This window comes from Embleya sp. NPDC008237 (assembly GCF_042956465.1).
GTDB lineage: Bacteria > Actinomycetota > Actinomycetes > Streptomycetales > Streptomycetaceae > Embleya.
Genome location: NZ_JBIBGL010000004.1, coordinates 495,611 through 519,642 on the forward strand (window position 1 = coordinate 495,611; position 24,032 = coordinate 519,642).

Annotated in this window: 8 protein-coding genes and 1 pseudogene; 6 read left to right on the forward strand and 3 right to left on the reverse strand. The window is 73.0% G+C overall.

What is annotated here, in order from left to right:
- Window positions 1-275: 275 nt before the first annotated feature.
- From ACFZBU_RS12705 to ACFZBU_RS12730, 6 genes and pseudogenes are all read left to right on the forward strand, one after another.
- Window positions 276-1,052, forward strand: a complete 777-nt coding sequence (locus tag ACFZBU_RS12705; protein ID WP_391583516.1) for an ABC transporter ATP-binding protein — start codon at window positions 276-278, stop codon at window positions 1,050-1,052.
- Window positions 1,053-1,388: 336 nt separating this feature from the next.
- Window positions 1,389-2,768, forward strand: coding sequence for a lysine N(6)-hydroxylase/L-ornithine N(5)-oxygenase family protein (locus ACFZBU_RS12710; RefSeq protein ID WP_391583517.1), 1,380 nt, complete (start codon window positions 1,389-1,391; stop codon window positions 2,766-2,768).
- A 3-nt stretch (window positions 2,769-2,771) separates the two neighbouring features.
- On the forward strand, window positions 2,772-4,166 hold the full coding sequence (entS, locus tag ACFZBU_RS12715) for an enterobactin transporter EntS (RefSeq protein WP_391583518.1): 1,395 nt from the start codon (window positions 2,772-2,774) through the stop codon (window positions 4,164-4,166).
- Between the two features lie 6 nt (window positions 4,167-4,172).
- Entirely contained in the window at window positions 4,173-4,382 is a 210-nt protein-coding gene (locus ACFZBU_RS12720) for an MbtH family protein (protein ID WP_391583519.1), read from the forward strand.
- A gap of 231 nt (window positions 4,383-4,613) precedes the next feature.
- Window positions 4,614-5,062, forward strand: a pseudogene (gene panD / locus ACFZBU_RS12725) (aspartate 1-decarboxylase).
- A 124-nt stretch (window positions 5,063-5,186) separates the two neighbouring features.
- Complete coding sequence (locus ACFZBU_RS12730) at window positions 5,187-5,507, forward strand: DUF6191 domain-containing protein (RefSeq protein ID WP_391583520.1); 321 nt, start codon at window positions 5,187-5,189, stop codon at window positions 5,505-5,507.
- 33 nt (window positions 5,508-5,540) lie between these two features.
- On the opposite strand, the gene ACFZBU_RS12735 is transcribed toward ACFZBU_RS12730, so the two are convergent.
- From ACFZBU_RS12735 to ACFZBU_RS12745, 3 genes are read right to left on the reverse strand one after another with little or no spacing between them, the layout of a single operon-like run.
- Window positions 5,541-6,632 (reverse strand): ABC transporter substrate-binding protein, encoded by a 1,092-nt coding sequence (locus tag ACFZBU_RS12735; RefSeq protein ID WP_391583521.1) that lies wholly within the window; start codon window positions 6,630-6,632, stop codon window positions 5,541-5,543.
- Between the two features lie 6 nt (window positions 6,633-6,638).
- On the reverse strand, window positions 6,639-16,361 hold the full coding sequence (locus tag ACFZBU_RS12740) for an amino acid adenylation domain-containing protein (RefSeq protein ID WP_391583522.1): 9,723 nt from the start codon (window positions 16,359-16,361) through the stop codon (window positions 6,639-6,641).
- Window positions 16,358-24,028 carry an amino acid adenylation domain-containing protein gene (locus tag ACFZBU_RS12745; protein WP_391583523.1) on the reverse strand — a complete coding sequence of 2,557 codons (7,671 nt, stop codon included), beginning with the start codon at window positions 24,026-24,028 and terminating at the stop codon, window positions 16,358-16,360. The genes ACFZBU_RS12740 and ACFZBU_RS12745 overlap by 4 nt, the downstream gene beginning before the upstream one ends.
- Window positions 24,029-24,032 lie beyond the last annotated feature (4 nt).

A 24,032-nucleotide genomic window follows, 5' to 3' on the forward strand; every position in this document is an offset into this window, starting at 1 on the left:
GCACGGAGCCGACCGAACCGACCGGGTCGAGGCCACCGATCGCACCGGCCACACCGACCCGACCGACGAAACCGAGCGTCTCGACCGAACGGGCCGAACGGGCCGAACGGGCCGAAACAACCGCGCATGCGGAGCACATGAGGCAACACCGCGAGTCGGCGACGCAAGACGAGGCTCGGGCTCCGAAGTCCGGCCCCGTGTCGACTCTGCCGCACCCGTCCACCACTCCCGGCTCCCCCACCTCCCCGGCGACATCCCCCGCGCCCGCTCCCGGGATGAGCGCCGAAATGCTCACCCTCGGCTACGGCGAGCGTGTGGTCGCCCGAGACCTGGACCTCGACATCCCCGCAGGCCGGGTGACCGCCCTGGTCGGCCCCAACGCGTGCGGAAAATCCACCGCGCTCCGGGCGCTGGCCCGATTGCTGAAACCGCGTCAGGGCACCGTCCTCCTCGACGGCGAGAGCGTCGCCCGCTTGTCCGGACGGGACTTCGCCCAACGACTCGCGCTGCTCCCGCAGTCGCCGACCGCCCCCGAGGGCATCACCGTGCGCGACCTGGTCGCCCGCGGTCGTACGCCCTACCAGCGCTGGTGGCGACAGTGGTCCTCCGCCGACGACGCCGTGGTGGACGCCGCACTGTCGGCCACCGGCGTGGACACCCTGGCCGGACGAGCCATCGACGAACTCTCCGGCGGCCAGCGCCAACGCGTATGGATCGCCATGGCATTGGCCCAGGACACCCCGGTGCTGCTGCTCGACGAACCCACCACCTACCTCGATCTGGCCTACCAGGTCGACGTGTTGGAACTGGTGGCCGACTTGGGGCGGGCGGAGGGCCGCACGGTGGTGATGGTCATCCACGAGCTCAACCACGCGTGCCGGTACGCCGACCACCTGATCGCCATGCGCGACGGCCGCGTGGTCGCCGCCGGACCACCGGCCGAGGTCGTCACCCCCGACCTGGTACGGGAGGTATTCGACCTGCGCGCCGCAGTGATCGAATGCCCCATCGCCGGAACCCCCTTGGTCATCCCTCTCGGCGGCCGTCGCTAGGCCGTGTCCGGTGGATCTCGGCGGCCCCACCAAGATCCGCCGGACACGGCCTGGTGCCGCCCGGCGGAACCGGGCCCAAAGCCGTGCCGCAGGCGGGCCGCAGGCCCGCCCGTGTCGGGGTTCCGCGCCCCAAAGCGCGGTCCGGCAGCAGGAGTTCACACTCGACCCGGTCGGACCCCGCAGCCTCCGCGATTCGGCACACAAGCAGGTCGGGGAAGCCGGAACACCGGCTCCGACCTCTGGTCACATCCGACGAAGTTAGGTTAGCCTCGCCTACGGAAGGCCGTAAGTGCTCTGTGTGCCCTTCGAGGCCACCACCCGGAAGGGACGCGTGCATTGACCTCATCTCGGCACGACGGAAAGACCGTTCACGACCTCGTGGGGGTCGGATTCGGGCCTTCGAACCTGGCGCTCGCCGTCGCGATCGAGGAGCACAACGCACTCGCCGCCCCTGACCACCGGATGGACGCGCTGTTCCTGGAGAAACAGCCGGCCTTCGGCTGGCACCGCGGCATGCTCGTCGACGGCGCGACGATGCAGGTCTCGTTCCTCAAGGACCTGGCCACGATGCGCAATCCGACCAGTGACTTCAGCTTCGTCGCCTACCTGCACTCGATCGACCGCCTGGTCGACTTCGTCAACCACAAGGTGTTCTTCCCGCTCCGGGCCGAGTTCCACGGCTACCTCGAATGGGCCGCGAACCGCGTCGCCCACCAGGTGCGCTACGGCGCCGAGGTCCTCGCGATCGAACCCGTCGTCACCGACGGCAGGATCACCGCCTTCGACGTCGCCGTCGCGAACGACCCGGTCGTACACCGCGCCCGCAACGTCGTCCTCGCCCCGGGCCTGACCCCGCACCTGCCCGACGGCGTCGGCACCACCGCGCGGGTGTGGCACAACTCCCGCCTCGTGCCCAACGTCGCCGCCCTCGACCCGGCCGACGTGCGCACCGCGGTGGTGGTCGGGGCCGGCCAGAGCGCCGCCGAGACCGCGGACTACCTCCACCGGCGTTTCCCCGACGCTCAGGTGCACGCCGTCTTCAGCCGCTACGGCTACTCCCCCGCCGACGACAGCCCGTTCGCCAACCGCATCTTCGACCCCGGGGCCGTGGACCACTACTTCGAGGCGCCCGAGCAGGTCAAACGCCAACTGACGGAATACCACCGCAACACGAACTACTCGGTGGTGGACGGCGATCTGATCGAGGAGCTGTACCGGCGCGTATACGAGGAGCGCGTCCAGGGCCGGCAGCGCCTGCACATCCGCCACGCCACCCGGGTCGTCGAGGTCCGCGAGGATCCCGAAGCCGCCCACGTGGACGTCGAGTTCCTGCCCACCGGCAAAACCGAGACGCTGCGCGCCGACGTGGTCGTGTACGCGACCGGCTACCGCCCGGGCGACGGGCTCGCCCTCCTGGGCGACACCGCCGACGCCTGCGCACGCGACGAGTACGGGCGCCCCCGGCTGGGCCGCGACTACCGCGTGGTCACCGAACCCCCGCTCGACGCCGGGATCTACCTCCAGGGCGGGACCGAGCACACCCATGGCCTCGGCTCCACGCTCCTGTCCAACATCGCGGTCCGCGCCGGCGAGATCCTCGCCTCGATCGACGACCACACCGGCCCGGACCCCACCCCCGAGGCCGAGACCGCGCCCCCAGCCATGACGGGCACCGCCACCGCGCCCGGCCCGGTGACCTCCTCCCGACAGGGCTGATCCGTGCGTCTGGGCGAGATCGCGGTGGACGTGACACCGCTGCGGGCCAACCGCGACTTCCGACTGCTGTTCACCGCGACCGCCCTGTCCATGCTCGGCACCGCGTTGACCTCGGTCGCCGCGAGCATCCAGGTGTACGACCTCGGCAACTCCTCGCTGCACGTGGGGCTGGTCAACCTCGTGATCGGCGTCAGCCTGTGCGTGGGCCTGCTGGCGGGCGGCGTCCTGGCCGACCGCACCGACCGGCGCCGACTGATCCTCGCCACCCGCGCCGGCTCCGCCGTCGTGGTCCTGGCCCTGGCCGGCAACGCCCTCGCCCCCGAGCCGCAACTGTGGTTCGTCTACCTCGCCGCCATCGCCGCAGGCATCGCCGGCGGCCTGGGCGCGCCCGCGCTGATGGCCGTCACCCCCGCCCTCGCCGGACGCGAACACCTGGCCGCGGCCGGGGCGTTGCTCACCCTGACCACCCAGTTCGGCGCGATGGTGGGTCCCAGCCTGGCGGGCCTGATCGCCGCCGGCCCGGGCGTCGCGGTGTGTTACCTGATCGACGCGGCCGGATTCGTGCTCGGCGCGGCCCTGCTGTGGCGGCTGCCGCACCTGCACCCCCGGCCCGACGAGGAGGACACCGACACCGACCACGCCGCAGCCCAACACCCGGTGCGGGCCATCCTGGACGGCCTGCGGCACGTGCGCGCGAACCGGGTCATCCGCGGACTCATGCTCGTCGACCTGGCCGCAGTCGTGTTGGCGATGCCGTACGCACTGTTCCCGGAGATGGGCAACGAGGTGTTCGACGGCGGGCCCACCGCGGTCGGCCTGCTCTACACCGCCCCCGCCGTGGGCGCCTTCCTGGGCGCACTGGCGAGCGGCTGGATCGGCCGGGTCCGCCGCCCCGGGGTGACCCTGATCGTGGTGGCCGCGCTCTGGGGCGCGGCGATCGCCGCGTTCGGCCTGAGCCGGCACCTGTGGCTCGGCCTGCTCCTGCTGGCCCTCGCGGGCGGCGCCGACACAATCTCCGAGATCCTGCGCCGTGCACTTCTCCAGCAGCACACGCCCGACCGGCTCCAGGGCCGGGTGGGCAGCCTGTGGCTGGCCCAGGCCACCGCGGGCCCGGCCACCGGCAACGCGCTCTCCGGCGGCGTCGCCAGACTGCTCGGCCCCGGCACCACCCTCGTGGCGGGCGGCGTCGCGTGTGTCGCCGCGGTCCTCGCGGTCGCCGGCGCGCTGCCCGCCCTGCGCGCCACCGGACCGACGTCCGCGCCGATCGCGGACGAGACACCGACAGCCGGCCCGGCCCGGACGCCGGAGGCGCCCGACCGGGTCCCCGCCGCCGACCGATCCCCCACCGACTCCCCCGCCGGCTCGCCGACGACGAACACGACGACCACGAAAGGCTGATCCGCCGTGACGAATCCCTTCGACGACGATTCCGGGACGTTCCTGGCCCTGCTCAACGACGAGGGCCAGTACTCGCTGTGGCCCGCGTTCCTCGACCCGCCCGACGGCTGGCGCACCGAGCACGGTCCCGCGTCCCGAGCGCAATGCCTGGAACACATCGAGAACCATTGGACCGACATGCGACCGCGTTCCCTCGTGGCCGCCACCGAGAACTGAGCGGAGAGCAACGGTGTTGCGCACCCTGCTGAGCGGCTAGGCCGTGTCCGGTGGATCCTGGTGGATGAGGTCGCGTCGTCCGGTGCCGTGGCTCGGCGTGCCGGAGAAGCGGCCGCATGGTGGTTCCATTCGGCTGTTTCTCCGGTGCGGCGAGACGAGCGCAGCGAGGAGCCCGCGAAGGGCGGATGCCAGGCGGCGCGGCCCCACCAGGATCCGCCGGACACGGCCTGGATCCATCGGGCCCGGGTGACCCGGGCCGACCTGCACTACGTCGGATCACTGACGGTGGACGAGGACCTGCTGGACGCGGCGGGCATCACCGGGAACGAGGTGGTCCAGGTGGTCGACATCGACACCGGGGCGCGTCTGACCACGTACGCGATCCCCGGCCCCGCGGCAGTGGTGTGATCGGCGCCAACGGGGCCGCCGCGCGGCTGATCCACCCGGGCGACCTGGTCATCGTGATGGCCTTCGTCCTCCTGGACGAGACCGAGATCGCCGGACACCGGCCCCGCGTCGTGCACGTCGACACGGACAATCGCATCATCGCCCTCGGCAGCGACCCCGCCGAGCCGGCCCCCGGCATGCCGGGCCGGATCGCCGGTACCACCATCGCCGTGCTCCGACCCGCCCGACATCTCGGTGTAGGCCCCAACTCCGCTGGGCGGCCGCCTGGTTGAGGCCTCAGGCAGATCGCGCGGCTACCGGTGATCGCTCGGCCCGACGAATCCCCGGGCCGGGACGAGAACGGAAATCCTCCTGAAGGAGCATGCCGGTTCGCGTCTCGCGTTCGGTACTCGAACCATGCAACTCGTCGTCTTCATGGCCTTGCCCACCCTGGTCGTCGTGCTGACGTTCGTGGCCATCGTCGATCAGCTACTGCTGCGCGCGGGCCGAGCCGGGCTGTTGCCCTGGCGCAACAGCGTGCGCCAGGGGCAGATCTCGGCAACCGGCTTCGAACAGCTGCACGCGACGTTCTCGCCGGGAAAGCAGCACGAGCTCACGGAACGCCGGACGGCGCTCATGCTGCGCGACGACGAGGAGGACGGGGCGCCCCCGAACCGCACGACCGTGGATCTCGACCGCGAAACGGCCGTCGTCCGCCTGCCGCACACCGACCGGTGACGGCGCCCCCATCCGAGGGTACGTCCGCCGCGCTCAGCTCTTCGCGGCCTGCGCCGCGACGTCCACCCGCGGCATGATCTTGTCGACCACGTACTCCACCGCCAACGGGGTGGGTGCGCGCAAGGCCCAGAAGTCGTTGGAGTCCAGCGGCACGTACGACCCGCGCTTGACCACGTTCAGTTTCGCGAACTGCGGATTGCCCTCGATCGCCTTGCGCAGCACGTCGTCGCCGTTGTAGTTGCTCAGCAACACGCCCACTTCGAGTACGTCCAGCCGCTCCATGCTCAACTCGGCCGCGAATCCGGCCCCCGGCAGGCCCGCCAGGTTGTCCGGGAAGGTCATTCCGAACCCGGCGAGCAGCTTCACCGACGTGTCGGAGCGATCCTTGAGCACCGCTACCGTGCCCGCGTTCTGCGCATTGGTCAGCGCGAACGACTTCCCGGCGATCGCCGGATGGCGCTTGGCCACACCGGCGACCTTGGCCTCCAGGTCGGTCACCAGCTTCTCGGCCTCGGTGGACTTGCCCAGCGCCTTGCCCACCTGCCGGGTCACCTGCTGCCAACTGTCCTGCGAGGGGCCGGTCTCGAACGCCGTGGTCGGCGCGATCTTGCTGAGCTTGTCGTACTCCTGCTCGACCCAGTAGTCGGTGTTCGCCAGGATCAGGTCGGGCTGGAGCGCGAGCACCTTCTCCAGCGGCGCGCCGTTCTCGCCCATCGTGATGATCTGCGGCTTGTCCCCGCCCAGCTTGGGCTTGGCCCACGGAGCCACCCCGTCCGGCGGGGTCGTCTCGACCATGCCGGCCAGCTTGGTCGCCAGCGCGAGCGCGGCGTCCTGATCGCCCTCTCCCAGCGCGACGATGCGCTTCGGCGCCTTCTTGATCGTGGTCGTGCCCAGTTTGTGCGTGATGGTGATCGGATACGTCGGCGCCGCCGCTCCGCCCGCCCCGGGAGAGGCCGGCGCCGGGGCGGGCCCGCTGCCGGCGGAGTCCTTCTTGTCGTCGCCGTCGCCACAGGCCGCCAGGCCCAACACGAGGGCCGCGGCTATCCCGGCCGCGGCGAACCGGCCGGGGCCGGGGCGGCGGGCGGTGTGCCGGCGGGCGAAGGCCGGCGCTGCGAATGTTCGCATGATGGATCAGAGCCTCTCTCGGTGTGGTGCGTCCAACCGTCGGCGTACGTGCGGGCCCCACTGGTCCACCGCGGCCGAGGTCAGCAGATCGTCGTGCGCGTGGTCGACGACGTGCTCGTCGACCACGCCGAGAACGTGCGCCGCCCAGGCCCGGCGGCCGGTGCGCTCGGCGTTCTCGCGCGCGGCCACGCACAACACGTCGCCGCGAAAGGCCGGGTAGGGCTCGGCGGGCGCGAGGTGTTCGTAGGCGACCCGCGTGCGCAGCAGTGCCGCCACCAACTCCTCGCCCAGCGCGCCGGCCGGGTCCACCCCGCCCGGGGTCGCCCGCAACAACTGCGCCCGCGCGGCCGCCTCGCCGAACCCGTTGCCCTCGGCAGCCGCCTCGGCGCTCGATCGCGGCACGGGCGGCTCCGCGTCGATCAGCACCAGCAGGTCCACCGGCTCGCCCGCGCGCTGCAACTCGGCGGCCAGCGCGTAGGCGAGTTCGCCACCGAAGGACCAACCCAGAAGCGAGTAGGGGCCGTGCGGCCGGATCGTGCGCATGCTGCGCAGGTGCTCGGCGACCACGTCCTCGAAGCGGGCCGGCGCCGGGGCCCCGGACAACATCGCGGACTGGAGGCCGTACATCGGCCGCTCGGCCCCCACGTGCGAAAGCAGCGTCGTGTAGGGCCAGGCGAACCCGAATCCGGCGTGCACGCAGAACAGCGGCGGGAGTTCGCCGCCCGCACGCAGCACCGCGACGGGCGCGGTCGGGTCGTCCGCGTCGCCGCCTGCGCGCAGCCGCTCCGCGAGGTCGGCGACCGTCGGCGCGGTCAGCACCGCGGCGACGGTGACGGTGTCGGCGTCGCGTACCGGGCCGGCGGCCCGGATCGCGCCGACCAGACGGACCGCGAGCAGCGAATGTCCGCCGAGGGTGAAGAAGTTGTCGTCGATGCCCACCCGGGGCAGGTCCAGCACCTCGGCGAAGACCCGGCACAGCACGGCCTCGACCGTGTCCCGAGGGCCTCGGTCGGTGACCGCGGCGGCGAAGTCCGGCTCGGGCAGCGCGGCCCTATCCAGTTTTCCGTTGACGGTCAGCGGCAGCACCTCCAGCGGAACGAACGCGCTCGGCACCATGTAGTCCGGCAGCCGGGCCGCGGCCCACGTGCGCAGCGCCTGCGATCGGGCTCCGCCGACCACGTAGGCGGTCAACCGCGACCCGTCCGCGCTCGGCACGACCGCGGACCGCAGTACGTCGGGGTGCGCATCCAACACACCCTGGATCTCGGCCGGTTCGATCCGGTGGCCGCGGATCTTGATCTGGTCGTCGGTGCGGCCGAGGTAGTCGATGATGCCGTCCGGGCGGCGCCGGGCCAGGTCGCCGGTGCGGTAGAGCCGGGAGCCGGGCGGCCCGAACGGGTTGGCGACGAAGCGGGCCGCGGTCGGCGCGGGGCTGTCGAGGTAACCGCGGGCGAGGCCGATCCCGGTGACGTACAACTCGCCCGGCACACCCACCGGTACCGGTTGCAGGTTGGCGTCGAGGATGTGGGTGGCGGTGTTGAGGATCGGCCGGCCGATGGCGGGTGTGGCACTGTCCTCGGTGCCGGCCCCGAGGGTGTTGATGGTGTATTCGGTGGGCCCGTACAGGTTGTAGCCCAACACGCCCTCGGTGTCCCGCAACCGGTTCCACACCGCGTCCGACACCGCCTCGCCGCCGAGCAGCACCAGACACGGCCGATGCCGGCCCTGCGCCGGGTCGCCGTCGACCAGGCCGAGGTCGAGCAGGTGTTGCGCGTAGGTGGGGGTGACGTTGACGACGTCGATCCGGTGGCGGTCCACGTACCGGGTCAGCGCATGTGCGTCACGGCGCAACTCCTCGTCGCACACGTGCACTTCGTGCCCCTCGACCAGCCACAACAACTCCTCCCACGACATGTCGAACGCGAACGACACCGTGTGCGCCACCCGCAACCGCCGCCCCGCCGCGGCCACCACCGGATCGAAGATCTCCCGACGATGATTGACCTGCATGTTCGTCAACCCGCGATACGGAGTCACCACACCCTTGGGCCGACCCGTCGAACCCGACGTATAGATCACATACGCCGGATGCTCCAGGCGCCGCGCATCCCCCCGCACGAAATCCGCACGCTCCGCGTCCGTCAGGTCCGCACCCGACAGGCCCGCCAACTCCGCCCGCACCGACGCATCGTCAAGATCGACCGTGTTCCCGGGCACGGTGTCGTCACCGGCGGTCAGCACGCAGACCGGGCGGGTCTCGTCGACCATCCACACACTGCGCTCGTGCGGCAGATCACGCTCCAACGGCAGATAGGCGGCGCCGGTCTTGAGCACCGCGAACAGGGCGGCCACCATGTCCGCGGTGCGCGGCAACGCCAGACCCACCACCCGCTCCGGACCCGCCCCACGCACCCGCAACAACCGGGCGATCCGATTCGACCGCTCGTTCAACTCCCGATACGTCCACACCAACGGCGCCGCACCATCCGGATCCTGCACCACCGCCACCACATCCGGAACCGACGCCGCCCGCTCCTCCAGCAGATCGGCCACGGTGGCGTCGGGGATGGGCAGTTCGGTCGCGTTCCACTCGTGCACGATGCGCGAGCGCTCCGCCGCCGACAGCAGCTCGTAGGCGCCCACGCGGCGGTGCGGGTCGTCGGTGACCTCGGCGAGCAGGCGCAACAAGCGCTCGGCGAAGTCCTCGGCGGTGCCGTGGTCGAACAGGTCCGCCGCATACTCGATGCCCAACTCGACCGCGCCGTCGGGCACGGCCGCGAGATCGGTCTCGCGGAAGACGAAGTCGAGATCGAACTTGGCGGTCGGCGGGGTGAATCGTGCGCCGACCGGTGCCATGTCGCCGAAACGGACCTCGCCCACACCCTGGTTCTGGTAGCCGACCATCACCTGGAACAGCGGGTTGCGGCCGAGCGAGCGGGCCGGGTTGAGCTCCTCCACGAGGCGCTCGAACGGCAGGTCCTGGTGGGCGAAGGCGTCGAGGTCGGTGTCCCGCACCCGGGCCAGCAGTTCCGCGAAGGTCGGGTTTCCCGTCACGTCCGCGCGGATCACCACGGTGTTGACGAAGAATCCGATCAGCTCGCCCAGTGCCTCGTCGTCGCGTCCGGCCACCGGGCTGCCCAGCGCGATGTCCGTACCCGCGCCGAGCCGGTGCAGCAGGGTCGCGACCGCCGCCTGATAGAGCATGAACGCACTCGCGCCGGCCGCCGAGGCGACGGCGCGCACCCGGTTCGCGAGTTCGGCCGGGATCAGCCGTTCGACGGTGCCGCCGCGGTAGCCGGCCACCGTGGGGCGCGGGCGGTCGGAGGGCAGCCCCGGTTCCTCCGGCAGCCCGGCCAGGGCCGTTTTCCAGTAGGCGAGTTGGCGGGCATAGCGACCGGCGGGGTCGGCCGGGTCGCCGAGCAGGTCGCGCTGCCACAGGGTGTAGTCGGCGTATTGCAGCGGCAGTGGCTCCCACGCGGGCGCGTGTCCGGCGGCGCGTGCGGTGTAGGCCGCGGCGAGGTCCTGCGCGAACGGCCGGATGGACCATTCGTCGATCGCGATGTGGTGGAACACCGCGAGCAGCACGTGTTCGTCGGGACCGACCCGGAAGACCGTGGTCCGCAGCGGCAGTTCCGTGGCCAGGTCGAACGGGCGTCGGGTGGCCTCGGCGACGAGCCCGGCCAGGTTCTCCTCGATTCGCCCCACCGGCTCGGCGGCGGCAAGGTCGACGAACTCGACGACGGCCCGGGCGTATTCCGGTTCCAGGATGTGCTGGTACACGTCCGCGCCGCTCTCGGTCACCCCCTGCGCCGCGACGCACACCGTACGCAATGTCTCGTGACGGTCGGTGACATCCTGTACGGCCGCGTGGAGAGCTACCCGGTCCAGGTTTCCGCGCAGCCGGACCGCGATCGGTTCGTGGTAGGCCGCGCTCGCCGTCTCGAACTGGCCGAGCAGCCACAGCCGCCGCTGCGCGAACGACAGCGGCACCCGGTCGGGACGCTCCCGACGCGTGACGGCCGGACGCAGCGGCTCGGCGTCGGGGGCGTGTGCTCCGGCGCGTTCGGCGAGCAGTGCGGCCAGTGCGGCGGTGGTGGGGGCGGTGAAGACGTCGCGGATGGCGATCTCGACGCCGAGCGCGCCGCGGGCCTTGGCGGCGAGTCGGGCGGCGAGCAGGGAGTGGCCGCCGAGGTCGAAGAAGTTGTCCTCGGCGCCGATGTCGGCGACGCCGAGCACGTCGGCGAACAGGGCGCTCAGCGCGAGTTCGGCGGCGCCGGCCGGTGGGCGGGTGGTCGTGCGGCCTGCGCCGGCGTCGGGCGCGGGCAGTGCGCGGCGGTCGAGTTTGCCGTTGACGGTGAGCGGGAGGCGGTCGAGCGGGACGAATCCCGCGGGCACCATGTACTCGGGCAGCCGTTCGCGCAGGTAGGCGCGCAGTCGGGGGACGAGGGTGCCCGCCTCGCGCGCGGCGGCCGGGTGGTTGGCGTAGCCCGACGGGTCGGCGCGACCGGCCCCGGTGGGCACGTACGTCCCCAGCACGCCGTACTCGGCCGCGTCGCCGGCGGTGAACACGGCGTCGAAGGCGCCGAGGCCACCGGCCGACCAGGTCGCGGCCACGGTGTAGCCGAGTTCGGCGCCGAGCGTGTGCAGCGTCTCGGGTTCGACCGCCGCGTCGCCGGCAGCCCGCTCGGCCTCGGTGCGGGCCGACCGGGCCCGGGCCGTGCTGCCGCCGTTCGCCAGGACGCGCTCGGCGGCGAGTTCGCCGGCGAGACGGGCGTTGGGCACGCCACGCAGGCGCAGCGCCTCGGGGCGATCCGTGGTCAGTCGGCGCACGATCGCGTCGGTTCCGGTAGCGGCGTCCCACGCCAGGATCGGTACGTCGGTGAGGTCCGTGGCGCGGGCGCCGCCGGTGCGGCGCAGGACGGCGTCGTAGCGGTGTCGGGTCAGTTCGTTGTGCAGGTGTCCGCGTTTGATCCGCAGGTCGACCCCGGCGAGGTCGGGCAGCAGGTCGGCCAGGCCGGCGAAGTAGTCCGGGTCGACCAGGAGTTCCTTCTCCAGCAGGACGGCACGTTCGATCGCGGCGCGCACGGTGGCGTCGTCGGTGTCCGGGGTCGCCTGGCCGAGTCGGATCGCGCTGTGGAAGGTGCGGGCGAGTCGTAGATTGCGGATGTCGCCGAGGAAGACCGCTCCGCCGGGGCGGACCAGGGCGAGGGCTCGGCGCAGGACGTCGGTGAGGTAGTCCAGACTGGGGAAGTACTGGGCGACCGAGTTGATCACGACCGTGTCGAAGAACGCCTCGGGCAGGTCGCCGAGTTCGTGTGCCGGGGCGGTGCGCAGTTCGACCTTGGCGGCGAGTTCGGGGTCGCGGGCCAGGTCCGCGCGCAGCTTCGCGACGACCGGTGCGGCGAAGTCGGTGGCCCAGTAGCTCTCGCTCGCGGGAGCGAGTTCGCCCAGGAGCAACCCGGTGCCGACGCCGATCTCCAGGATTCGGGACGGATGCAGTTCGGTGATGCGGCGTACGGTCTCGGCCCGCCATTCGCGCATGTCCGCGAGCGGGATCGGTGCGCCGTCGTAGCTGCTGTCCCAGCCGGCGAAGTCCTCGGTGAACACCGCCGTGTCGATGGCGGTGTATTCGTCGGCGTAGATCTGCCGCCACTGGGCGAGGTGCTCGGCGTCGGCGTGGGCATCGCCGGTGCCGGCGGTCTCGGGGACGAGGTAGGCGGTGAGCTGTACGGCGCCGTCCGGGCCGGTGGTGGGTACGACCGCGCTGCGGGCCACCTGCGGGTGGGCGTCCAACACGCTCTGGATTTCCCCGGGTTCGATCCGGTGGCCGCGGATCTTGATCTGGTCGTCGGTGCGGCCGAGGTAGTCGATGATGCCGTCCGGGCGACGCCGGGCCAGGTCGCCGGTGCGGTAGAGCCGGGAGCCGGGCGGCCCGAACGGGTTCGCGACGAAGCGGGCCGCGGTTTGTCCGGGGTCGTTGAGGTAGCCGCGCGCGAGCCCGATGCCGGTGATGTACAGCTCGCCGGGCACGCCGACGGGTACCGGTTGCAGGTTGGCGTCGAGGATGTGGGTGGCGGTGTTGAGGATCGGCCGGCCGATGGCGGGTGTGGCACTGTCCTCGGTGCCCGCGCCGAGGGTGTTGATGGTGTATTCGGTGGGCCCGTACAGGTTGTAGCCCAACACGCCCTCGGTGTCGCGCAGCGCGGCCCAGACGCCGTCGGAGACGGCCTCGCCGCCGAGCAGGACGAGGGCGGGTCGATGGCGTCCGGCGGTGGGGTCCGAGTCGAGGAGACCTTCCTCCAGGAGGTGCTGGGCGTAGGTGGGGGTGACGTTGACGACGTCGATCCGGTGGCGGTCCACGTACCGGGTCAGCGCATGTGCGTCACGGCGCAACTCCTCGTCGCACACGTGCACTTCGTGCCCCTCGACCAGCCACAACAACTCCTCCCACGACATGTCGAACGCGAACGACACCGTGTGCGCCACCCGCAACCGCCGCCCCGCCGCGGCCACCACCGGATCGAAGATCTCCCGACGGTGATTGACCTGCATGTTCGTCAACCCGCGATACGGAGTCACCACACCCTTGGGCCGACCCGTCGAACCCGACGTATAGATCACATACGCCGGATGCTCCAGGCGCCGCGCATCCCCCCGCACGAAATCCGCACGCTCCGCGTCCGTCAGGTCCGCACCCGACAGGCCCGCCAACTCCGCCCGCACCGACGCATCGTCAAGATCGACCGTGTTCCCGGGCACGGTGTCGTCACCGGCGGTCAGCACGCAGACCGGCCGGGTCTCGTCGACCATCCACGCGATGCGCTCGTGCGGCAGGTCGCGCTCCAACGGCAGATAGGCGGCGCCGGTCTTGAGCACCGCGAACAGGGCGGCCACCATGTCCGCGGTGCGCGGCAACGCCAGACCCACCACCCGCTCCGGACCCGCCCCACGCACCCGCAACAACCGGGCGATCCGATTCGACCGCTCGTTCAACTCCCGATACGTCCACACCAACGGCGCCGCACCATCCGGATCCTGCACCACCGCCACCACATCCGGAACCGACGCCGCCCGCTCCTCCAGCAGATCGGCCACGGTCAGTTCCGGTACCGGGTGCGTCGTGCTGTTCCACGTGTCGACCACACGCCGGCGTTCGGCCGGCGCGAGTACGTCGATACGGGCGCAGGCCCGGGTGGGATCGTCGGCGAAGGCTGCCAGGATCCGCAGGTAGCGTTCGGTGAGCACTTCGACGTCGGCCCGGGCGAAGGCGTCGTCGTGGTACATCGCGCGCAGCCGGGTCACCTCGCCGGGGGTGATCACCACGGACACCGGGTAGTGGGTGGCGTCGCGGACGCCGTGGCCGAGCACTCGCAGGGCCGCGTCGGGGCCGAATCCGCGGTTCTTGTCCGGCAGGGGCAGGTTCTGGAACACGAAGAAGGTGTCGAAGAGCGGGCCTGCGCCCACCATCGCCTGGAGTTCGCTCAGGCCCAGGTACGGATGGTCGTGCAGGTCCGTCTTGTCGTCCTGGGTGCGCCGCCACAGGTCGGCGATCGGCTCGTGCGGTGCGAGGCGCACGCGTACCGGGACGGTGTTGAACAGCACGCCGACGGTCGTCTCGATGCCCTCGACGTCGGGATGCCGGCCGGAGACGAGTGCGCCGAAGACGGTGTCGTCGCGTCCGGTGAGCCGGCCCAGCAACAGGCCCCAGGCGCTTTCGTAGAGCGTGCCGACGGTGACGCCGGCCTCGCGGGCACGGGCCGCGAGGCGGGCGGCGAGGGCTGCGGGCACCTCGCGGTGGATCTCCCCGGCCGAGGCCGGGGTGGCGTCGTCGCCGGGCGGGCGCGGGCCGGCCAGGAGAGTGGGCTCGGTGACATCGCCCAGGTACGCGGACCACGCGTCGCGGGCGGCGTCGTGGTCGCGGGTGCCCAACCAGCGCAGGAAGTCCCGGAACGGGGTGGTGGGTCGCGCGGCTTCGGCCTCGGCGTCGGTGTAGAACTCCAGGAGCGAGGTCAGTGCGAGGCCGCCGGACCAGCCGTCGAGCAGGGCTACCTGTGAGGTGAGCAGGAGTCGGTGGCCGTCGGCGGAGGTGCGGGCCAGCGCGAAGCGCATCAGCGGCGGGCGGGCCGGGTCGAACGGGATCGCCCGTTGGGCGTCGGCGAACGCCTCGAACGCGGCCTCGACGTCCGCGACTTCGCCGTCATGGTCCGCTTCTCCGGTTCCGGTGAGGTCGGCGTAGGCGAACGGCACGGCGAAGCGCTCCGGCACCACCTGCACGGGTCCGTCCTCGGTGCCGACGAAGCCGGCGCGCAGGTTCGGGTACTTCTCCAGGACCCGGCGCGCCGCTTCCGCGAGCCGGTCGGTGTGCACGGGGCCGGTCAGGAACAGCACGGCCTGCTGTACGTAGATGTCGCGGGCCGCGCCGTCGAGCATGAGGTGGAAGAGCAGGCCCTCCTGCAGCGGGGACAGCGGCAACACCTCGGCCACGCCCGCCCCGCCGATCGCGCGGTCGAGCGCGGCCTGGTCGACGCGGGCGGGCACCTCGCTCGGGGGCGGGACGGCGTCGCGGAGGGCCGGGAGCAGGGCGCCCCGCCAAGCCTGGAGCAGGGCCGCGACGTCGAGTTCGGGCAGCGTCTTGGGGTCGGCGACCACCCGCAGTGCGATCCGTCGCCCGGCTCCGGTGGGCGAGTGGTCGACCCACAGGTCCAGGCGCAGCGGATAGCGCGAGAAGGAATGCCCGTCGCTGTCGCGGTCGTGCGCGAGCAGGGGGTCGTCGCCGAGGTCGGTGTGTCCGTAGGCCAGGAGGACGCCTGCCTCGGGCGCGTCGGCGAGGGCGCCCGAGGTCTGCTCCGCGAGGTGGAGCGCGATGCCGAAGTCGGCCGCGCTGCGCGGGTCGGCGGGCAGCGCGCCGGGGGCCCCTTGTCCGGCCTCCAGCAGGGCGGGGAAGACGCGTCGCAGGTCGCCGACGGTGTGTGCGAAGCGCCCGCCGTACCGGTCGCGGTCGTCCTCCGCGACGTCCAGGTACAGCGGTCCGGGGGCGAGCTCGCCCAGCACCTCGGCCACGGTCGCGGCCAGGATCGTGCGCAGCGGCCTGTGCGGGGCCAACGCCTGAGCCTCGGCAGGCAGTTCGAGGATTTCGGCGACGGCGACGGGAGGCGTGTCGGGGATGCCGCTTTCGCCAAAGGGCCACGGCGCGGACGCATCCAGCTCGTCCACCCGGTCCATCAGGGTGAACCAGCGGGTGGCGCGGTCGAGCAACTGCGGGTCGGCGGCGTCCAGGGCGACGGCGGCGGCGTAGTCCGCGGTGGTCGCGGGTTCGGGTCCCATCGGTGCGCCGCGCAGTCCCGCACGCAGTTCGTCGGCGAGGATGCGCCACGAGGTTCCGTCGGCGATGCCTCCGGGCAGTGCGACGACCAAAAGTCCCGGGCGGGTCGGGCCGCGATCCACCCACCCGGTGGCGGGTGTCGCCGCCACGCGGGCCACTCGGGCGGTGGAGCGCCGGGCGTCCGCACCGACGGTGAAGGTGCCGCACCACGCGGTGGGCTCCTCGGTGCGCAGGCAACGATGTCGGGCCAGTACCTCGGTCGCACGCAGGTGTGCCATGTCGGCGGTGATCTCGGGCGGGGCGACCATCGCCCGCACGGTGGGTGGCGCGTGCTCGAACGCCTCGCGCCGCCACAGTCCTGCGGGGGTGTGGGTCGGGCGGTCGTTCGAAGGGTTGAGGTCGCTCACGTCGTCCGCCCCGGGTCCGTGTTCGGTGTGGTCGTCTCGCTGTCGGTGATGGTCCTCGCGCCCGGGATGCGGGCACGCGTCTCCGCGGCCCAGGTCGCGAGCAGGCGGCGGGCGTCGTCCGCGTCGACGGTCGGTCCGGCGCACAGGGTGAGCCGGCATCGGGGTCCGTGCTCCCCTGCCGCCACGGCGATCGCCGCGTCCAGGGGCCAGCGCGTACTCACCGCCGAGGGCACGTCGTCGGCCCACCCGTGGGCGGGCGCATCCCGCAGCACGATCTCCGCGTGGGCGACCCGGCCCAGCACCCGGGCGCCGGATCGGCTCGCGTAGCGCACCCGGGTGTAGCCGGCGCCCCGCAGGTCGGCGGCGGACAGGTCCGGCGCGGGTCCTCCCCGGGTGGCTGCGAGCGGGTAGGCGTAGGCGAACGAGCCCACCGGGGGCGCCGATTCGGGCGCCCGGTGCCGATGTGGGTCCACTATCCGGTCGATCAGCAGCCGGTCGACGTCGGGGGTGCGTGCGTGCAGGGCGGCCAGGAACGCCTCGCCGGCGGCGGCTCGGACGGCCTCGATCGAGGCGGCGGCCTCGCCGCTGCCGTCGCCGAGCTCGGGATCGCCGCCGGCGAGGACGGTCGCCAGGAACAGCGTGCGACCCGAAGCCGTGCCGAGTAGCGCCGGGGCCGGCACCGCGCCGCGTAGTTCCTCGGCCCACGTCGTCTCGTCCGCCTCGACCGGTGCCACATCGACCCGCTCCGGGTCGGACATCTCGGCGGGCGGGGCCGGTGTCCTCGGTCGCTCCTGCCCCAGCGCGGCGGCCAGTTCGTCCGCGACCCGTTCGACCGCCGCGGCGTCCAGCACGAGCGCGTGCGCCACCACCAGCAGCCGCCCGGGTGTCAGGGTCACCGCCAGTGTCGGTCCGCCGGTGACGTCCAACTCGGCCATGGCCCGCTCGAGTTCCCCGGCCGTGCCCTGCGGCGTGCCGGCCACGACGCGCACCCTCGGGTTCGCCTCGGCGACCGAGGTGGTGCGCCACAGCCGCTTGCCGACCGTCTCGATCCGCAGCCGCAACGCCGGGTATCGGCGTTCCAGTTCGGCGACGATCCCGGTCAGGAGGCGGTCCCGGCCGGCCGCGACCGGGCGGACCGCGCACACGTGGTGGCCGTTCGGCCCGGTCCCGCCGTCGCGGAACACGTGCGACAGCGGCGGATCGGCGAGCATCACCGGTGCGGGCGGCGACGCCTGCGGGTCCTCGCGTCGGGCGACGCGCGCGAGCGCGCTCACGCTCTGGTGCCGGAAGACGTCCTTGACGGTGAACCGCAGCCCGATCGATCGGGCCTTGCCGGCCACGAGCGTGGCCCCGATGCTGTCGCCGCCCAGCGCGAAGAACCCGTCCCGCACGCCGACCCGCTCCACCCGCAGCACCTCGGCGAAGATCCGGGCGAGTTCGGCCTGTGCGCCGTCGCTCGGCGCGGTGTCCGGGGTGTGCGGTGCGACGTCGGGGTCGGGCAGCGCGGCGCGGTCGAGTTTGCCGTTGGGCAGCAGCGGCAGCGCGGGCACGACCACGATCGCGGCCGGGACCAGGTGTTCGGGCAGACGATCGGCCAGTTCGCCGCGCAGCGCCTCGGGATCCACGTCGGCCGCGGGCGCGGGCACCACGTGGGCGACCAGGATCGGCGCACCGGTCGGCCCGGGCCGGGCGCCGACCACGGCAGCGGCCAGATCGGCCCGAGCGGTCAGGTGCGCCTCGATCTCGCCCGACTCGATGCGCACGCCGCGCAGTTTGACCTGGTGGTCGGTCCGGCCGAGGTAGACGAGTGCGCCGTCGGCGCGCCGGCGCACCAGGTCTCCGGTGCGGTACATCCGGCTGCCGGGGGGTCCGTACGGATCGGCGACGAAGCGTTCGGCGGTCTGTCCGGGGCGGTGCAGGTATCCCTCGGCAAGTTGCGCGCCGGTCAGGTACAGCTCGCCCGGCAGTGCGATCGGGGTGGGCCGCAGCCGGGCGTCGAGGACGAGGGCGCCGGTGTTCCACACCGGTCGTCCGATCGGCACGGCGTCCGCGTCGAGGGCGCCTGCGGGGTTCCACGCGGTGGCGGTGATGGTGGCCTCGGTGGGCCCATAGGTGTTGTGCGGCGTCGGGCCGAGCAGCCGGGCGCTGCGGCGGGCGGTGGCCGGCGGCAGCGCCTCACCGCCGCACAGGAGCAGTCGCAACGACGTGATGCGCGGGGCGGACGCGGCTTCGACGGCGTCGAGTACCGCGTCCAGCATCGGCGGGACGAAGTGCGCCACGGTGACCGCGTGGGTGTGCGCGAGCGCGGCGAGGTGGGCCGGGTCGCGGTGGCCGTCGGGTGCGGCCAGGACGACGGTGGCGCCCTCGCACAGCGGCCAGAACACCTCCCACAACGACACGTCGAACCCGATCGGCGCCTTGTGCAGCACGCGGTCGGCGGGGGTGAGCGCGTACTCGCCCTGAACCCAGGCCAGTTGGTTCGCCAATGCCGCGTGCGAGACGAGCACGCCCTTGGGCCGGCCGGTCGAGCCGGAGGTGTACAGCACGTACGCGGGGTGCGCGGCCTGCGGCGGCGGCATCGGGCCCTCGGCAGCGTCGGGCTCGGCCGGGTCGTCGCCGATCACGACGACCGGCCGTCCCCAGGGTCGTTGCGCGTGCGCGGTGTCGGTGAGCACGAGTGTGGGCCGTGCGTCGGCGATCGTCTCGGCCAGGCGTGCGGGCGGGTCGTCGGCGTCGAGCGGTACGTAGGCCGCCCCGCTCGCGAGCACCGCCAGGAGGGCGACCACCAGGTCGGGCGAGCGCGGCAGCGCGACGGCGACCAGGGTGTCGGGCCCGGCACCGGCGCCGATCAGCCGCCGGACGTTCGCCTCGACGCGGGCGGCCAGCCGGCCGTACGTGGTCACCGTGCCGTCGGCGGCGATCAGGGCGGGTGCGTGCGGGGTGCGCCGGGCCCGGGAGGTGAAGCGTTCGACCACGGTGATGGTCGGCACGTCGTGTGCGGTGGCGTTGACCTCGTGCACGAGCAGCCGGCGTTCGGCGTCGGTGAGCAGGTCCAGGCTGCTCAACGGCGTGTGCGGGTCGGCGAGCACCTGCGCGAGCAGTCGGTGCAGCCGCTCCAAAAGCGCGACGACGGTGGCGTGTTCGAACAGGTCGCATGCGTATCCGGCGTGGATCCGAATGTCGTCGTCGGCCGATTCCACGAACCGCAGGTCGAGATCGAACATCGCCGCGCCCGTGCCCGGTGCGAAGGGTTCGGCGTGCGTGTCGGGCAGCGCGAGGTCGATCTCCTCGGCGCGGTGATGGGTCAGGGTGGCCTGGATCAGCGGGTGTCGGGACAGGGTACGGGTGGGCCGCAGTCGATCCACCACCCAGTCGAAGGGCACGTCGGCGTGCGCGAACGCGGCCAGGTCGGCGTTTCGGGTGCGGTCGAGCAGGTCGGCGAAGGTCGGGTCGCCGCCGACGTACGTGCGCAGCACGACGGTGTTGACGAACAGGCCGACCACGCCGTCCAGATCCTCGTCGGTGCGGCCGGCGACGGGTGCGCCGAGCAGGATGTCCTCGCCCGCGCCGAGGTGGTGCAGGACGGCGACGACGGCGGCGTGCAGCGTGGTGAACACGCTTGTGCCGGTGTCGTGCGCGAGGCCGCGCAGGGCGTCGGCGAGATCGGCGGGCAGGGTGTGCTCGGCGCTCGCGCCGCGGTGGCCGCGCTCGGCGCGGCGCGAGCGGTCGGCGGGCAGCGCCAGTTCCTCCGGAGCGTCGCGCAACACAGCTGCCCAGTAGTCGAGTTGGCGACGTGTCAGATCGGTGGGCGTGTCCCGCGTGCCCAGGATCGCGCGCTGCCAGGCCGCGTACGCGCCGTGTCCGGTGACCGGTTCGGGACGCGGCGGCGGCACCGTCCCGGCCGAGCGCGCGACGTAGGCGGCGGAGAGGTCGGCCAGCAACGGTCCGAACGACCAGCGGTCGGCCGCGCTGTGGTGCAACACCAGGGCCAGGACGCTCTCCCCGTCGGGCGCGCCGACGAACAGCGCGGCCCGGACGGGTGGATCGACACCGATGTCGAAGGGCCGCTCCGCGAGGGCGGCCACCTCGGCAGGGACCTGCTCGGGCGATCGGGTGTGCGCCGCCACGACGGCGCAGTGCATCCCGGCATGCGCGGCCTCGGGCGTGAGCACCTCACGCACGGGTGTACCGTCCGCGCCGGGCACCAGCAGGGTGCGCAGGCTCTCGTGCCGCGCGACCACGTCGTGCAGTGCCGCGCGGAGCGCCCCCGGGTCGAGCCGGCCGCGCAGCCGCAGGCCCAGCGGCAGGTTGTAGGCCGCGGACGGCCCGCGCACCTGTTCCTCGAACCACAGGCCGATCTGGGCGAAGGACGCGGGTGCCGGGCTCGGTACGGCGATCTCGCGCACCCGGGGGCGCACCGGTTCGGCCGTGTCGACCAGGCGGGCCAGTGCGGCGGGTGTGGGTGCGTGGAAGACGTCGGGCACGGCGAGTTCGACCGCGAAGGTACGGCGCAGCCGGTTCGCCAGCCGCGCCGCGAGCAGCGAATGGCCGCCGAGGGCGAAGAAGTCGTCGTCCGGGCCGATGTCGTCCGCTGCCAGGCTGAGGAATTCGGCGAAGATCGTGCACAGTTCGCTTTCGCGCTCGTCGGCCGGCGCCCGCTTGGGCGCGGTGGACGTCTGCGGGGCGGGCAGCGCGCCGCGGTCGAGCTTGCCGTTGGGGTTGAGCGGGAACGCGTCCAGCACGACGTACGCGTCGGGCAGCAGGGCTGCGGGCAGGGTGCGGGCGAGGTCGGCGCGCACCGCGTCGATGTCGATGCGAGTGCCCGGGGTGGGCACGAGGTAGGCGCACAGGGCGGTGCCGGAGCGGATCGCGACCACGAGCGCGCGGGCGATGCCCGCGTGCCGCAGCAGGCAGGCTTCGATCTCGCCGGGTTCGATCCGCACGCCGCGGATCTTGATCTGGTGGTCCGCGCGGCCCAGGAACTCCAGTTCGCCGCTCGCTCGTCGGCGCACCAGGTCGCCGGTGCGGTAGAGCCGGGAGCCCGGCGGCCCGTACGGGTCGGCGACGAAGCGTTCGGCGGTGGCGGCGGGTCGGCCGAGGTAGCCGCGGGCCAGGCCGTCGCCGGCGAGGTGGAGCTCGCCCGGGACGCCGATGGGCACGGGGCGCAGCGCGGCGTCCAGGACGCGGGCGCGGGTGCGGGCGATCGGCCGGCCGATCGGCACGGTCGGTGACGCGGTGGCACTGCTCGGGGTGTGGATGTGCGCGAGGCTGTCGCCGGCGGCTTCGGAGCAGCCGTACAGGTTGACCACGGTGGTGTGCGGTCGGCGGGCGACGACGGCGTCGGCCAGGGCCTTGGGCAGGGGTTCGCCGGAGCAGATCCAGGTGTGCACGCTTGCCAGGGCGCCGGGCGGGGCGGTGTCGAGGAGGGTCTCCAGCAGGCTGGGGACCACGGTGAGTACGCCGGCGCCGCTGCGGTCGGCGAGTTCGGTCAGGCGCAGCGCGTCGCGGGCGGTGGCGTCGTCGGCCAGGACGAGCATGTCCCCGGCGACGAGGGCGCCCAGGAGTTCGGTGCTGCCGTCGATGAAGGCGAGCGCGCTCTTGGCCAGGCGCACCCGGCTCGCGCCGGGCCCGGGCGGCAGCGCGGTGCGACCCCAGCGCAGGCGGTTGGTCAGGGCGCGTTGGGTGCCGACGACGGCCTTGGGGCGGCCGGTGGAGCCGGAGGTGAAGACGACGTAGGCGGGCGTCTGCGGGTGGATCGGCGGGCGGGCCGGGGCGGCGTCGGCGAATGCGGCCGGGAGGTCGTCGAGGTGCAGGACGGGGGTGGTGTCGGTGGGCGGGGTGTAGTCGGCGCCGCAGAGCAGGAGGTCGGGCGCGGCGTCGGCGAGCATGGCGGCGATGCGCTCGGGCGGGTGGGTGCGGTCGAGCGGCAGGTAGGCGGCGCCGATGCGCAGGATGGCGAGCAGGGTCGCGACCAGGTCGGCGGTGCGCGGCAGGGCCAGCGCGACGACGGGTTCGCCGCCGATGCCGCGCGGGTGCAGGGCGTTGGTGAGGGCGGCGGCGATGTGCTCGGCGCGGGCGTCCAGGTCGGCGTAGGTCCACGTGGTGTCACCGGCCCGGACGGCCGGGGCATGGGGGCGCTCGCGGATGACGGCCTGCACGAGTTCGGCGACGCCTCCGGCGGGGAAGTCCTCGATGTCGTCGGCGGGTTGCTCGGGCGCCTGGTCCGGCGGGGTCGCGTCGAGCAGGGCCAGGGGTGTGTCGGGCCGGGCGAGTGCGGCGGTGAGCAGGGTTTCCAGGTGGGCCAGCAGGCGTTCGATCGTGTCGGGCTCGAACAGGGGTGTGCGGTAGGTCGCCTCCACGAGCAGGTCCTCGTCCCGAAGGAAGCCTTCCAGGGCCAGGTCGAACTGGGTGGTGCCGTTGTGCACGTGCCGCCAGGAGGTGTCCAGGCCGGGCAGGTCGAGGTCGCCGAGGTCGCGGGTGAGCAGGCCGAACATCACGTCGAACAGCGGTGGTCGGCCCGGCCTGCGTGGTGGTCGGACCTCGTCCAGGACCCGGTCGAACGGCACGTTCCGGTGCTCGAACGCGTCGGTGCACACGTCGCCGAGCCGCGCGGTCGCCTGACGGAAGGTCAGTTTCCGGGTGTGGTCGGAGAGATCGGCGCGCAGCACGACGGTATTGCCGAAGTTGCCGATCAGTTCGGCGGCGTGCGGGTCGGTGCGGTCCATCACGAGCGTGCCGATCGGCAGGTCGGTGGACCCGGTGTGGCGGCGGAGCAGCTCCGCGAACGCGGTGAGCACGACGGTGAACGCGGTGACGCCGCACTGGGCGGCGAAATCGCGGATGCGGGGCGGTATTTCCGGGGACAGTCGGCGGGTGCACCGGCCGCCGCGTTCGTCCGGGGCCGGTGTCCTGGGACCGTCGGCGGGCAGGTCGGGCGGGAGCGGCGGCGGGGTCAGCCGGGCCCGCCAGAACTTCGTTCCGGCCTCGTCGGGGGGCCTGCCGTGCGCCCATGCGGCGATGTCGGCGTACTGCACGGCGGGCGCGGTCGCGGTGCGGGTGCCGTCCGGGCCGGCGGCGCGGCGGTAGAACGCGGCGAGGTCGCGCGCGAGCACGCCCCACGTTCCGCCGTCCCACGCGATGTGGTGCACGACCTGCACGAGGGCGTGGTCCGCGGGCCCGAGGGCGAGGAGTTCGTAGCGCACGGAGCGTTCGCGGGCCAGGTCGAACGGGCGGGCGGCCAGGCGCCTGGCGACGCGCTCGGCCTCGGTGTCCCGGACGTCGGCCGGCAGTCGGGTCAGGTCGCGGACCGGCAGCGGGTCGTCGGGCGGGTCGGCGATCGTCTGGTAGGGAACACCGGTGGCGTCGGCGTGGTAGGTGGTACGCAGGACCTCGTGGGCGCACAGGAGTTCGCGGGTGGCCACGCGCAGCGCGCCGACGTCGAGCGGGCCGCGGACGCGGATGAGCAGGCAGCCGTTGTAGGACGTGCCGGCCGGGTTGGCCTGCTGGTGCAGCCACAGACTGTGCTGCACGGCGGACAGGGGTGCGGGGGTGCTTCGGTCGCGGGGGCGGATGCCGTCGGCTGGGGTGTCCGGTTGTACACCCGCTTCGGCCAGCAGTCGCCGGATCAGCTCTCGGCGGCGTTCGTCGGCCGGGTTCGCACTCGTCAAGTCC